The organism is Citrobacter sp. Cf118 (assembly GCF_030334095.1).
In the GTDB taxonomy this organism is placed as follows: Bacteria; Pseudomonadota; Gammaproteobacteria; order Enterobacterales; family Enterobacteriaceae; genus Citrobacter; species Citrobacter freundii.
The window spans coordinates 172652-186360 of record NZ_JAOWES010000089.1 but is presented as its reverse complement, the minus strand read 5'-3'; the positions used below and the strand labels follow the sequence as shown (position 1 = coordinate 186360).

General features: G+C 52.1%; 12 protein-coding genes. 3 read left to right on the top strand and 9 right to left on the bottom strand.

Annotation, left to right across the window (positions count from 1 at the left end):
- The first annotated feature begins 582 nt into the window (after positions 1-582).
- Positions 583-948 carry a DUF805 domain-containing protein gene (locus OGX67_RS24540; protein ID WP_071696779.1) on the top strand — a complete coding sequence of 122 codons (366 nt, stop codon included), beginning with the start codon at positions 583-585 and terminating at the stop codon, positions 946-948.
- Positions 949-985: 37 nt separating this feature from the next.
- Here the strand turns inward: OGX67_RS24540 and yhaJ are convergent, their stop codons facing one another.
- Entirely contained in the window at positions 986-1882 is an 897-nt protein-coding gene (gene yhaJ, locus OGX67_RS24535; RefSeq protein WP_003024855.1) for a DNA-binding transcriptional regulator YhaJ, read from the bottom strand.
- Positions 1883-1986: 104 nt separating this feature from the next.
- Here yhaJ and OGX67_RS24530 point away from each other — a divergent pair, with 104 nt between their 5' ends.
- Positions 1987-2688, top strand: coding sequence for a pirin family protein (locus tag OGX67_RS24530; protein WP_003024860.1), 702 nt, complete (start codon positions 1987-1989; stop codon positions 2686-2688).
- A 26-nt stretch (positions 2689-2714) separates the two neighbouring features.
- A complete protein-coding gene (locus tag OGX67_RS24525; RefSeq protein ID WP_003841507.1) occupies positions 2715-2864 on the top strand; it encodes a protein YhaL in 150 nt (49 codons plus the stop codon).
- Between the two features lie 54 nt (positions 2865-2918).
- On the opposite strand, the gene OGX67_RS24520 is transcribed toward OGX67_RS24525, so the two are convergent.
- The 8 genes from OGX67_RS24520 to tdcB form a co-directional block, all read right to left on the bottom strand.
- Positions 2919-4229: an L-cysteine desulfidase family protein gene (locus tag OGX67_RS24520; RefSeq protein ID WP_257651758.1), complete on the bottom strand. Its 1311-nt coding sequence runs from the start codon at positions 4227-4229 to the stop codon at positions 2919-2921.
- Between the two features lie 24 nt (positions 4230-4253).
- Complete coding sequence (locus OGX67_RS24515) at positions 4254-5585, bottom strand: SLC5/6 family protein (protein ID WP_016151027.1); 1332 nt, start codon at positions 5583-5585, stop codon at positions 4254-4256.
- A 283-nt stretch (positions 5586-5868) separates the two neighbouring features.
- Positions 5869-7233: an L-serine ammonia-lyase gene (tdcG, locus tag OGX67_RS24510; RefSeq protein WP_003024868.1), complete on the bottom strand. Its 1365-nt coding sequence runs from the start codon at positions 7231-7233 to the stop codon at positions 5869-5871.
- An 87-nt stretch (positions 7234-7320) separates the two neighbouring features.
- Positions 7321-7716 (bottom strand): enamine/imine deaminase, encoded by a 396-nt coding sequence (locus tag OGX67_RS24505; protein WP_003024870.1) that lies wholly within the window; start codon positions 7714-7716, stop codon positions 7321-7323.
- A 13-nt stretch (positions 7717-7729) separates the two neighbouring features.
- Positions 7730-10024, bottom strand: a complete 2295-nt coding sequence (pflB, locus tag OGX67_RS24500; RefSeq protein ID WP_003024871.1) for a formate C-acetyltransferase — start codon at positions 10022-10024, stop codon at positions 7730-7732.
- Positions 10025-10052: 28 nt separating this feature from the next.
- On the bottom strand, positions 10053-11261 hold the full coding sequence (tdcD, locus tag OGX67_RS24495; protein WP_106672517.1) for a propionate kinase: 1209 nt from the start codon (positions 11259-11261) through the stop codon (positions 10053-10055).
- Between the two features lie 31 nt (positions 11262-11292).
- A complete protein-coding gene (gene tdcC, locus OGX67_RS24490; RefSeq protein ID WP_003024875.1) occupies positions 11293-12624 on the bottom strand; it encodes a threonine/serine transporter TdcC in 1332 nt (443 codons plus the stop codon).
- A 22-nt stretch (positions 12625-12646) separates the two neighbouring features.
- The gene (gene tdcB / locus OGX67_RS24485) at positions 12647-13636 is read right to left on the bottom strand and encodes a bifunctional threonine ammonia-lyase/L-serine ammonia-lyase TdcB (protein WP_003024877.1); all 990 of its coding nucleotides are present in this window, start codon (positions 13634-13636) and stop codon (positions 12647-12649) included.
- Between the last annotated feature and the right edge of the window lie 73 nt (positions 13637-13709).

The following is a 13709-nucleotide window of genomic DNA, read 5'->3' as shown; positions in this document are numbered from 1 at the left end:
AAAACGCGCCCTGAACCCGCATCCATGCGGGTTCTCCCGGCCTTACGGAAACACGTCGGCAATTTTCAGCCGGACCAGCCCACACCTGACCATCTGCGTTTTTTTTGAATATATCTGAACAGCAAATCAGATTTAACTGGAAGTCAGAGCATTACAGCGATGACCCCGGTCCGGCTGAAAATCGATGAGGCGTTGACGGCTGACCGGGGCTGCCCGCAGGGATGCGGGCAGAGGGGACGGCCTGCATGGACGCAGGCTCGGCCCCGACCCGACAGGCAGACGGAATAAGACGAATACATCGCGCAGCGACGATTTTCCCGCCGGGAGCCTGGGTTGCAAGGGAGGCGGCGGTGAGCCTCCCTTGCCCGTTCACGGGTATAAAGATATCAGAGAAGCAACGCACATGAGGTGAACGGAACCCTGAGCAAGAATCACATGTTCACCATACATGCTTAACTGATCGGCATTGCCCGTTTGGAGGCCAAATAATTAACAACACAAATATTTACCAGCATTCCATTCGCAGCTATTCTTAATTTGATTGCTTTAAAAACAAGTAATTGAACGCAGAACGAGGCAAAAATGGATTGGTATTTAAACGTATTAAAGAATTACTTTGGTTTTGGTGGCCGCGCGCGTCGTAAAGAATACTGGATGTTTGTGCTGGTCAACATCATCTTCACGTTCGTGCTGGGTATTCTGGACAGAATGTTTGGCTGGGAGCGCGCCGGAGGAGAAGGCATATTAACGACGATTTACGGGGTTCTGGTCTTTATTCCGTGGTGGGCGGTACAGTTCCGGCGTTTACATGACACGGATCGTTCAGCCTGGTGGCTGCTGGTGCTATTGATCCCGATCGTCGGCTGGTTGATCATCATTATTTTCAACTGTCAAAACGGCACTCCGGGGAGTAACCGCTTCGGCGCTGACCCCAAACAGTTATCCTGAATTTAAATACGCCCCTTCCGTTGGAGGGGCGTATTTCTTATTTACCCGCAAACAGCTTGGGAATTTCTCGCAGACACCAGGATTTCGCCTCGCCCATGCTGTCACGACGCCAGGCCATAATAATATCTATCTCGCTTGTCGATTCCGGACTAACGACCCGCAGTCGACCAGCTGCAATATCCTCTTCCACCAGCGGGTACGGCATTGTCGCTACGCCCAATCCGGCCAGCAGCGCCTGACGTTTATCTTCTATCGTACTCACCGTCAGACGCGGCTGTTTATCCAGCAGTTGAACGGTCAGCACCGGACGTTCACGGGCGGTATCCGCCACAGCGATCCCACGGTATTTCACACGGGTGACTTCCGATAACGGTTCCGGCTCCTGATGGATAGGATGATCCGGTGCTGCCACATACACGTTCATCAGTGAGTACAGCTTGCGCGAGTTGATTTCGGAAGATGAGCGAAAATGCATATCCGGCGCAATCACGATATCCGCCCGCCCCTGCTCAAGACGCTCCCACGCCCCGGCCAGAACTTCGGTAATAACGGAAAGCTGGGTATTGGCCTTCCCGGCCAGTCTGTCGATCAGGGGGAAAAACGCCGCCGTTGGCACCAGTGCTTCGGTAACGATAGTCAAATGCGTTTCCCATCCGCGAGCCAACGCTTCGGCATCAGTAGTCAGCTTATCCGCAGCTTCCAGCAGTACGCGCCCACGCTCCAGCAGCATACGCCCGACGTTAGTGAATTTTGTGCGGTGGCCTGAACGGTCAAACAGCACTACGTCCAGCTCTTCCTCCAGCTTCTGCATGGTATAGCTAAGTGCGGAAGGCACGCGCCCCAGTTCGTCTGCTGCGGCGGCAAAGCTGCCGCGCCTGTCTATTGCGTCCATGACGCGTAACGCCTCAAGCGTTAAAGCCCTTTCTTTAGCCATCTCGTTCTCATTCAGGAAATTTGAACATACCAGGCAGAATATCTGGCTAACAATGCAGCGTCTAGCCATTTAACATAAAAGGAAGTAAAGAGAGGTCAAGAACTATGATTACTACCCGTACAGCCAAACAATGCGGGCAAGCAGACTACGGCTGGCTGCAGGCCCGTTATACCTTCTCCTTTGGACACTATTTTGATCCTAAACTGCTGGGTTATGCCTCGCTGCGTGTTCTGAACCAGGAAGTTCTGGCACCGGGGGCCTCTTTCCAGCCACGGACCTATCCGAAGGTGGATATCGTCAATCTGATCCTTGAAGGGGAAGCAGAGTACCGAGACAGCGAAGGCAACCATATCAAGGCCAAAGCAGGCGAAGTTTTACTGCTCGCGACACAGCCCGGGATTAGCTATAGCGAACACAATATCAGCAAAGACAAACCGTTAACGCGGATGCAGCTCTGGCTGGACGCCTGCCCGCAGCGTGAAAACGCCTGCGTACAGAAAGCCACGCTGGGTACCGGTAAGCATCAGCTGCTGGCCTCGCCGGACGGTGAACAAGGCAGCCTGCATCTGCGCCAACAGGTATGGGTGCACCACGTTGAACTGCAGCAAGGTGAATCGCTGAGTTTTCAGTTACATGGGCCACGCGCTTATTTACAGTCGATTCACGGCAGATTCCATGCGGTGACGTCTGGCGCCGAAAAAGAAGCGCTCACCTGTGGCGATGGAGCATTTATTCGTGACGAAACTAACATAACGTTAGTCGCCGATACCCCGCTGCGCGCTTTGCTGATAGATTTGCCCGTATAGTCAGGGAAAACAATGGAGTACGACTATTGAGCAAGAAATCATCAAAAAAACGCCAGCCGCAGGTTGAGCTGAAAAAACAGGAAACAGTTGCCTTCGGCTATGAAGAAATGCTGACAGAGCTGGAAGCGATTGTGGCCGATGCTGAGCTACGGCTGGAAGACGAAGAAGCCGCCTGAACAGGCGGCTTTGACTGATGCCGGGTGGCGGCAACGCCTTACCCGACCTGGAGATTAATGCGCCTTACTGGCCATGATCTCAATGATCTGCTTGTCGGTTTCCTGCATCGAACGACACGCCAGCGCACACAGGTTAGCGATAGATTGTTCCACGTTATGCGCCACAATCCCTTCGTTTCCGGTTACGGCAGTATCATCCAGTGCCATCAGCACCGCTTTCCACGCCGCAGATGCGCTGGTTGAGACTTTCATCGCGCAGCTGTTTGAAGCGCCATCGCAAATCATTCCGCTCACGTCGCCAATCATGCTGCTGATCGCCATCGCGATGGTGTTGTAGCGGCCATCCACGATCCATGCCATCCCCGCTGCTGCGCCCATCGCCGCCGTAGTTGCCGCGCATAGCGCAGACAAACGCGGAAGCTGATGATGGATGTAAATAGCGCTCAGGTGAGACAACATTAGCGCCCGCGCCAGTTTCTCCTCATCCGCGCCAAAGTGCTCGGCCACCACCATGACCGGAACAGTCGCGGTAATACCCTGATTGCCGGATCCGGAGTTGCTCATGGCCGGCAGCGTCGCCCCGCCCATTCGCGCATCCGATGCCGCACTGGTACGGATCAAAATAGAGGTGGAGAGATCGTTCGCCAGCAGGCCACGCGCGCACTGCTTCTCAAGCGTGGTTCCGATGTGCAAGCCCCAGTTACCGCGCAGCCCTTCCTGCGACAGCGCACCGTTCAGCTTTGCCGCATCAAGAATAAAGCGGATCGACTCAAACGGTACCGCGTTCACGAACGCCAGAATCTCTTCCAGCGAGGTGTGAGACAATACCGCCAGCGGCGACTCCAGCTCCTCTTCCTGAGTATTCTGTTCTGTGGTGAACACTACACCCTTATTGGTCTCGATGTGGACGATGTTGGTATGACCGCCCACAATCGTCACGCACGCCCATCCTTCAGCGCTGTAAACCTTCGCGCGGGAAAAGAGGATATCCTCGCAAGGTTCCTGCAGCATCACCGCAACCTTGCCAGCGCTCAACATCGCTTTCGCATCAGCGATTGCTTGGGGCGACGCATCTTTCAGTACCTCTAAACCAGCACGGGCATTTCCCCCCAGCGCACCCAGCGCCGCCGCGACAGGTAACCCGACCATTCCAGTACCCGGCACGGTAACGCCCATGCCGTTTTTCATCAGGTTCGGTGAGACCCACGCATCGATACGTTCAACCGCGCCGTCCAGCTCAGAGGATGCGACCGCTGCCGCCAGCGCCAGAGAGATAGGTTCCGTACAACCCAGCGCAGGCTTAACCTCTTCCTGTACCGCGCAGATAAAACTATCCCATAATGGATTCAATGTAGTCTCAAACATAACAACAACCTTTGCTCAGATAACTCAGGAAAATGCCAGGAACGGAGAAACGCACAGCAGCAGGCCCGTGATAATAATCAGATACAGGGAAGCGCCTTTGTATTTGTGCAGTGAAGGAACTTTGTAGACCAGCCAGGCCGGGATCAGACAACCCACCATGCCGAAGATAGGACTACAAATAGAGGTGAAGCTCAGTACCGGCGCATTGAGCACAATTGCACTCCAGGCCAGCAGGATGGCAAAAATCATAATGCCGCGCTGAACCAGGGTTTCGTTGATTTTCTCGGCTGGCATTTTGCGGCGCAGCACGTTCATTACGATCCCCTGAGTCGCTTCACGGAAACCTAAGTAGACGCCGAAGAAAGCGGTCATAACGGCAAAGATGTTCAGAACAACGCTGACGATTTTCACCCAACCAGCACCCGCACCGCTGATAAACTGCGCGGCAATCGCCAGAGCGGAAATATTCTGCTCATAAGCTTTAACCGCTTCGTCATGGCCCATCGCCAACGTGAAGGAAACGGCGTAGAAAAAGACGGTCACGAACAGAATGCCGAACGCGATATTCATCGCTCGCAGGGCTTTATGGCGCGCCACTTCAATGGATTTGTTGCGAGAACGATACGAGATAACCATCGGGCTTAATGTCTGAATAAACAGAATTGAGGTCAGCGTAAATGGCAACGTTATGATCGCGTTTTTGATCAGAAGCGCCATCGGCGGCAGCAAACCTACGTTATACAAATGCCACATCCCAACCATCGATACGCCAAGCGCTGCCACTACCAGCAGCTTGGTCAGTACCATGCCGGTGGAGATTTTAAACAGCAGTTTTTCCCCGCGTGACGAGATGGCCACCAGGATGCAAATCAGCACCAGGCCATAGAACGGGCTGTCGGACAGTAAACCTTCAGTAACGCCAAACGTGTGCAGATAAGAGGCGCTATCGTTGGTGATGGCGGTGGAATAGACAAACATCCAGATAACCAGCATCACAAAATACAACGCACCTAACAGGATGCCCCAGTTCTTACCCAGATAGCCGCTGATCACGCTCGGGTAGTCTTTACATTCCGGGGACTCAGCCAGCGTATTGATAAACAGACGCTGGAACAGATACATGGCTGGGTAGCCAATGATAGAGGACAGCAAGAACACCCACAGCCCCATTAACCCGACCTGGACAGGAAGAAAAACAATCCCCGCGCCAATTGCCATACCGATACTCATAATGACCCAGCCAGTGTCCATGCTGTCGAATTTAATGGCTTCACGCCATTCACTTTCGGTCATCCCCGCCCGACGCGCCGGAGCAGATGCGTCGAGTATTACGCTGTTATTCGTTGCCGTTTCCATAAAAATCTCGCTCAAAATGTAGGGTAAGGTTTTATTATTTTTCCGTTCCGCATCAATGCGATACGCGGTACGAGTCGTGCAGGCGAGTTCGTTAGAATGGAGAAATCATACGCCGAGGGTCAGAGAAAAACTTCACATAAATACCCACTCATTTCATAATGTTTAATAAAATTTTTCTATTTTATATTTACAAAATGGGATTAATTTCCCTTTTTGAAGCGGATCACAACAAAAAAAAGGGCGCACTCAAGTGCGCCCAAAGGAGAAATAAACACAAATTTAGTTAAGTGCAAATCACTTTGATAGCCAGACCACCACGTGACGTTTCACGGTATTTGTCGTTCATATCTTTGCCCGTTTCATACATGGTCTCGATCACTTTATCGAGCGAAACGCGTGGCTCAGATGTTCGACGTAGCGCCATACGCGCGGCGTTGACGGCTTTTACCGCGTTGATCGCATTGCGCTCAATACACGGTATTTGCACTTGTCCGGCGACCGGATCGCAGGTCAGTCCCAGGTTATGCTCCATGGCGATTTCCGCCGCAATACACACCTGAGACGGGCTACCGCCGAGCAACTCGGTCAGCCCAGCTGCTGCCATTGAACAAGCAACGCCAATCTCACCCTGGCAGCCCACTTCGGCACCCGAAATCGAGGCGTTCATCTTATACAGCGCACCTATCGCCCCCGCAGCCAGTAAGTAGCGGGCAATGGAGTTTGCATTCACCGGGCGGCGGAACTTGTCGTAATAGGCCAGGACAGCAGGGATAATCCCACATGCTCCATTGGTCGGTGCCGTCACAACCCGGCATCCGGCGGCGTTTTCTTCGCTCACGGCCAGCGCAAACATGTTGATCCAGTCGATAACGTTCATCGGGTCGCTGGACAGGTTATCGCTGGAAACCAGCAACCGACGTAATGCCACGGCGCGGCGCGGGACGTTCAGTGGACCCGGCAGAACGCCTTCGGTGTTCATGCCGCGCTCAATTCCAGCGTGCATAACGTCCCAGATAGCAGCAAAGCCAGCATCGATTTCTTCTTTGCTGCGCATCGCCAGTTCGTTTTGCATCATCAGGCCGGAAACAGACAGCCCGTTGCGCTCGCACAGTTTCAGCAGTTCGCTGGCGGAATGAAAATTGTAGGGTACGTGTGCTTCAACATCATGCGCCTGACCAAATTGCTCCTCTTCTACGATAAAACCACCGCCGACGGAGTAATAGGTTTTGCTTAATAGTGTCTCGGTGCCGTTCCACGCGGTGATACGCATGCCATTTTCATGGCGCGGCAGCGTTTCGGTATGAAAGAGAATATTTTCGTCTGGGGAAAAATCGACAACATGCGTGCCCTCTGCAACCGGTAAACGTCCGGTACGGGCCACTTCCTGAGTAAAACCAGCGATAGAATCTATATTAACATTTTGTGGACTGTTACCGGCCAGTCCCATCATGATGGCGACATCTGTCGCATGACCTTTTCCGGTCAAGGAAAGCGATCCATAAAGATCGACCACAATATGCGTAGCTTTGGGGAGTTCCCCGCTGCTGACCAACAGATCGATAAAGCTTTTACCTGCGTTCATTGGCCCCACGGTATGGGAGCTGGAAGGTCCAATGCCAATCTTGAAAATATCGAATGCGCTAATCATATCCACACCCTCGGATTGCCGTTCAGTGAAGACCAGGTTTCACACTCATTAAGGATCGGGGCGATCCTGAGATCGCCCCGCAAGGGATTACAGCGTGTCGCCACGTACGGCGATGGCTTCAATCTCCAGCTTCACATCCTTGGGTAAGCGGGCGACCTGCACGCAGCTGCGCGTAGGGTAGATTGCCTTATGCTCATCAAAGAACTGCTGGTACACCTGATTGATGGTGGCGAAGTCGTTCAGGTCGGAAACGAAAACGGTGGTCTTGACGATATCGCTCACTTTCAAACCTGCAGACTCGACAATCGCTTTCACGTTTTCCAGGCTTTGACGCGCCTGATCGGATACGTTTTCAGCCACTTCACCGGTCTGTGGACACACCGGGATTTGACCTGACGTCAACACCATGCTGCCCAGATCCACACCCTGTACGTAAGGCCCAATCGCCCCTGGCGCACATTCGGTTGCAATAACTTTTCTCATAGTCCCTCCGGCGTCAGAGCGCCTGGGTGAAAGTACGTGAAATAACATCCTGCTGCTGTTCGCGGGTCAGCGCGTTGAAGCGCACCGCATAGCCAGACACGCGGATCGTCAGGTTCGGATAGTTTTCCGGGTGCTCAATGGCATCCATCAACATTTCACGGTTCATAACGTTAACGTTCAGATGCTGCCCACCTTCCACATGAGCTTCATGGTGGAAGTAACCGTCCAGCAGACCGACCAGGTTGGTTTTACGCACTCCATCCTCTTTGCCCAGCGCTGCCGGCACAATGGAGAAGGTGTACGAGATACCATCTTTGGCATAGGTGAACGGCAGTTTGGCGACCGAGGTTAACGACGCCACCGCACCTTTACGATCGCGGCCGTGCATCGGGTTCGCCCCTGGCGCAAACGGCGTACCTGCGCGACGTCCGTCCGGCGTGTTACCGGTTTTCTGTCCGTACACCACGTTGGAGGTGATGGTCAGAATGGACTGCGTCGGCACCGCGTTACGGTAGGTTGGCAACACTTTAATTTTCTTCATAAAGCGTTCGACCAGATCGCAGGCAATACTGTCTACGCGCTCGTCGTTGTTGCCGTATTGCGGATAGTCGCCTTCGATTTCGAAATCAATTGCCAGGCCGTTTTCATCGCGAATCGGTTTCACGCGAGCGTATTTGATAGCCGACAGAGAATCCGCCGCCACGGACAGACCCGCCATACCACAGGCCATTGTGCGATAGACATCACGATCGTGCAGCGCCATCAGCGAAGCTTCGTAGCTGTACTTGTCGTGCATGTAGTGGATGATGTTCAGCGCGCTGATGTACTGCACGGCCAGCCAGTCCATAAAGTGGTCCAGGCTCTCCATCACCGTGTCGTAGTCCAGCACGTCATCCATCAGTGGTGCCGTTTTCGGCCCGACCTGGATTTTCAGCTTCTCATCCACGCCGCCGTTGATTGCGTACAGCAACGTTTTAGCGAGGTTGGCACGCGCCCCGAAGAACTGCATTTGTTTGCCGATAACCATCGGGCTGACGCAGCAGGCAATGGCATAGTCATCGCTGTCAAAGTCGGCACGCATCAAATCGTCGTTTTCATACTGCAAAGACGAGGTGATGATAGACACCTGGGCAGCGTACTTTTTAAAGGCGATTGGTAGCTGTTCAGACCACAGCACCGTCAGGTTCGGCTCTGGTGCCGGGCCCATGGTGTGCAGCGTATGCAGATAGCGGAACGAGTTCTTCGTCACCAGCGTGCGGCCATCAAGCCCCATACCACCGATAACTTCGGTCGCCCAGATAGGGTCGCCTGAGAACAGGGTGTCGAATTCCGGCGTACGCAAGAAGCGCACCATACGGATCTTCATAATGAAGTGGTCGATCAGCTCCTGCGCCTGCTGCTCGTTTAAAATCCCCGCTTTGAAATCGCGCTCAATGTAGATGTCTAGGAACGATGCGGTACGGCCCAGCGACATCGCGCCGCCGTTCTGCGATTTCACCGCAGCCAGGTAAGCAAAGTACACCCACTGCACCGCTTCTTGCGCATTACGCGCCGGGCGGGAGATATCGCAGCCATACTTCGCAGCCATTTCCTGCATTTGCAGCAGAGCGCGACGGTGCTCAGACAGCTCTTCACGCAGACGAATCGTGGCTTCAAGATTCTGGCCCCACTCCAGGTTCGACTGGAGATCGGCAAACTGCAGTTCACGCTCGCGCACCAGGTAGCGAATACCGTACAGCGCCACGCGGCGATAGTCACCGATGATACGGCCACGACCATAGCCGTCCGGCAGACCGGTCAGCACGCCGGATTTACGGCAGCGCAGCATATCCGGAGAGTAGGCGTCGAATACGCCCTGGTTATGGGTTTTACGCAGTTCAGTAAACTGGTATTCAAAATCAGCATCCATCTCACGACCATAAGCATCAAAAGAGCTTTTGATCATGTTGATGCCACCAAACGGATGCAGAGCGCGCTTGAGCGGCTTATCCGTTTGCAGACCAACGATTTTTTCCAGTTCTTGTTCAATATAACCCGCATCATGCGCGGTTATCGTGGTAGCAATATTAGTATCGAAATCAACCGGCGCGTGCGTCGAGTTTTCAATACGGATGCCCGCCATCACTTTTTCCCACAATGCAGTGGTCGCAGGCGTTGCTTCGGCGAGGAAAGATTCATCCCCTTCATAAGGCGTATAGTTGTGCTGAATAAAATCACGGACATTAATTTCTTCTTTCCAGTCCGTACCTTTAAAGCCATTCCAGGCTTCGGCATACAGCATATCGCTGGTATCGATATTTACCTTCATGAAAAATAATCTCTCTGCTGAAAATTAATTATGCAAATGCTACTGGAGTATTAATTTTGCCTAATGCAATGGCATCACGTGCAATCATTTTCTCTTCGTTTGTGGGAATTACCGCACAAACAACACGAGCATCTTTATTTGAGATAATTCTTTCGCCATGGGAATTTGGCAGACTATTCATTTCGTTGTCGATATTCACGCCTAAAACAGCAAGGTGCTCAATAACCAGACGACGAATTAATACCGAGTTCTCACCTATGCCACCGGTGAAAATAATCCCATCAAGACGATGCAGCGATGCAGCATGGCCGGCGATATGACGCGCGATACGATGCACAAACGTTTTAATCGCCAGCTGCGCACGCTCATGTCCCTCGTGCCAGGCTTTTTCTAACGTACGTAAGTCAGAGGACAAACCGGAAATACCCAGTAAACCGGACTCTTTATTCACTACGCGCTCAAGGTCGCTCAGCGTCTGGTTGGTTTCGCTGGCAATCCACGCCATCGCGCCGAAATCGACATCGCCGCTGCGTGTGCCCATCATCAGCCCTTCCAGCGGCGTCATGCCCATTGAGGTATCAACGCTCTGCCCGTTACGCACCGCACAGATTGACGCACCGTTCCCCAGGTGAGCCACAACCAGACCCGAGTCATCACTCTGCAGGTCAAGAAGGTCATGCGCTTGCTGAGAAACATAGCGATGCGACGTGCCGTGGAAGCCGTAACGACGAACGCCCAACTCTTCGAAATATTTCCACGGTAAACCGTACAAATAGGCTTCAGGGGCCATCGTCTGGTGGAAGCTTGTATCAAATACCGCAACCTGCTGTCGGCCAGGGAAAAGGTGCTGAGCAGATTCGATCCCACTCAGATTCGCATAATTATGTAACGGTGCTAGCGGCGATACCCGGCGGATATTATCAATAACTTCGTCAGTAATAATTGCTGATTCGGTAAAGATATTTCCGCCGTGTGCAATGCGGTGGCCAATTAAGGCCACGCTGTCCATTAAATTACGTTTCTCTAGTTCAACGGCAATTGCTTTTAATGCGTCTTCGTAGCTGTGGTGAGCCAGCTTAGCTGGCTCTCCTCCATTAATTGCTATGAACGCATTTTCAGAGTTAATACCGTCCGCGATTCCCGCCATTAAAACTTCACAGTTAGCTGCATCCAGCACTGAGAATTTAATGGAAGACGAACCACAGTTAATAACCAGTACTACCGGAAACTCATTCATTTCACTACTCCGCTCATCCTGAGCTTAAGGATTAAAACAGTTTGTAGACAATGTTCAGGATGGTCAGCAGACCAATCACGGTAACAAACACGTTATCCAGACGGCCACGGTATTTCGCCAGTGATGGCGCTTTACGGATGGCATACATCGGCAGCAGGCAGAGCAGAGAGGCAATAATCGGCGCGCCCATTGCTTCAATAAGGTCCAGGATGTTCGGGTTGGCGTAAGCCACAACCCAGGTGGAACCCATGATGAAGATCATGCTGATGGTGTTCAGTTTGCCGGCGGAAACTTTGGTCTTATCGCCTTTGTAACCAAACTTCAGCACCAGACCGTTCAGACCTTCCAGCGTACCCAGGTAGTGGCCGAAGAACGATTTGAAGATAGCAACCAGGGCGATAATAGAAGCACCGTATTCCAGAACGGTCGCGAAGGTGGACTTCGTCCCGGACAGTGAAGCGAAGTGGTTCGCCAGATAAGACAGTACTGGAATGTTCTGCGCTTTCGCATCCGCCATGTTTGCCGGAGACAGCGTGAACAGGCAGCTAAAGGCGAAGAACATTACCACCGCAACCATCAGCATACTGGCGCGGGAGATGATTTTAGAACATTTCTGCTCGGTAAATTCGCGACCGAAATCTTTCTCATACTCTTCGCGTTTAGAGACCACGAAGGAAGAAACGATTGGCGAGAAGTTGAAAGAGAACACCATGATGGAAATACCCAGCCACACGGTAACCAGGATGCCGTCATGGCCAGTCAGAGCGATATTGCTGATATCAACCTGATCGATAACCGCAGAGTTCCAGTAAGGAATCAGTGACAGAGAGATAAGCACCAGGCTGGCAATGAACGGCCATACCAGGTAGCTCATCACTTTAACCATCAGATCTTTACCAAACCAGATGACGAATGCCATCAGCAGCAACAGGAACAGCGCCACGAAGCCACGGTTCAATGCTGGCATTTGCAGCTGGTTTTCCCAGAAGGTCATAAAGGTGTTGGTAATGGTGACGCCATAAATCCACAGCAGCGGACAAATCGCAAAGAAGTAGAGGAACGTGATAACCACGCCGCCCGTTTTACCAAAGTGCTCTTCAACCGTTTCTGTGATGTTACCGGAAGGATTAGAACCGGAAAGACACAGGCGTGCCAGCGCACGGTGGCAATAGAACGCGATGGGGTATGCTAACACCAGCATGATCAGAATGGGGATCAGTCCGCCAAAACCTGCGCGGATAGGGAAGAACAGCACCCCAGCGCCGATGGCTGTACCAAATAAACCCAGTGTCCAGGTGGTGTCCGATTTGCGCCAGGACGACTGTTTTGTCTGGCTGGATACAATGCTATCAGTAGTACTCATATCCTATCCTCAACGAAGTATATTAAGCGTCAACTAAACCAGTAATTTGAGATACACGAGAAAGGTCGATATTACCGCCAGAAATAATGCTGACTGTTTTTCTGTTCTGGATATAGCTATCTAATTTCCCGCTTAATAATGCTGCGCATGCCAGCGCACCGGCACCTTCAGTTACAACTTTATTTCGCTGAATTAATGCCACCATGCTGTTGCGAATTTCATCTTCGCTGACCAGGACAATGTCATCCACCAACTCACGAACGATTTCATACGTTAAAGTACCCGGGCGAGAGACGTCACAACCATCCGCCAGGGTGCCGGTCGTTCGGTGCGTGGTTATTTCTCCAGCGTGGAAAGAAGCCGCCATGCCGTGAACGTTTTCAGACTGCACGCCAATAATTTTAATGGTCGGGTTAATAGATTTAATTGCCACCGCAATACCCGCAATCAGTCCACCACCGCCAATTGGCACAATCACGTTATCGACATCATACAGATCTTCCAGAATTTCCAGACCAATAGTGCCCTGACCAGCAATAACTTTCGGGTCATCATATGGTGGAATAAAGATACGGCCTTCCGTTTCCACAATCTCGCTAACCTTAGCGATGGTGTCGTTGAAGTTGTCGCCATGCAGCACAACTTCCGCGGAATAATCGCAGGTTGCCGCTACTTTAGACTTCGGTGCGCCTTTCGGCATCACCACTTTGCCGTCGATACCGAGCATAGCGCAGGAGAGAGAAACCCCTTGCGCATGGTTACCTGCAGAGCAAGCCACCACGCCCTTCATTCTTTCTGCTTCTGTTAAGGAACTGAGCTTGTTAAAAGCGCCACGGATTTTAAATGAACCGGTACGCTGCATGTTTTCAAACTTGAGGAAAATTTCCCCTTTGCAACGTTCACTAAAATAGTTAGAGCGAGGCATTCCCGTTTTATAAATTTTCCCCGCCAGTCTTTTTTTCGCTTCGAGGATATCTTCAATTGCAACTGGGAGATCGTATGTAATGTGCATTAGAACCTCTTACTAGGGTATTAAAGTAAATAGATAGCCGTGACCATTGTCAGATATAGACAGATGGCGTTTA

Bases quoted from the DNA above. Each gene is read 5' to 3' on its own strand.
- tdcC (WP_003024875.1), bottom strand. From the start codon at position 12,624: ATGAGTACTACTGATAGCATTGTATCCAGCCAGACAAAACAGTCGTCC.
- OGX67_RS24530 (WP_003024860.1), top strand. From the start codon at position 1,987: ATGATTACTACCCGTACAGCCAAACAATGCGGGCAAGCAGACTACGGC.
- pflB (WP_003024871.1), bottom strand. From the start codon at position 10,024: ATGAAGGTAAATATCGATACCAGCGATATGCTGTATGCCGAAGCCTGG.
- tdcD (WP_106672517.1), bottom strand. From the start codon at position 11,261: ATGAATGAGTTTCCGGTAGTACTGGTTATTAACTGTGGTTCGTCTTCC.
- OGX67_RS24540 (WP_071696779.1), top strand. From the start codon at position 583: ATGGATTGGTATTTAAACGTATTAAAGAATTACTTTGGTTTTGGTGGC.
- OGX67_RS24520 (WP_257651758.1), bottom strand. From the start codon at position 4,229: ATGTTTGAGACTACATTGAATCCATTATGGGATAGTTTTATCTGCGCG.
- OGX67_RS24505 (WP_003024870.1), bottom strand. From the start codon at position 7,716: ATGAGAAAAGTTATTGCAACCGAATGTGCGCCAGGGGCGATTGGGCCT.
- tdcB (WP_003024877.1), bottom strand. From the start codon at position 13,636: ATGCACATTACATACGATCTCCCAGTTGCAATTGAAGATATCCTCGAA.
- tdcG (WP_003024868.1), bottom strand. From the start codon at position 7,233: ATGATTAGCGCATTCGATATTTTCAAGATTGGCATTGGACCTTCCAGC.
- yhaJ (WP_003024855.1), bottom strand. From the start codon at position 1,882: ATGGCTAAAGAAAGGGCTTTAACGCTTGAGGCGTTACGCGTCATGGAC.
- OGX67_RS24515 (WP_016151027.1), bottom strand. From the start codon at position 5,585: ATGGAAACGGCAACGAATAACAGCGTAATACTCGACGCATCTGCTCCG.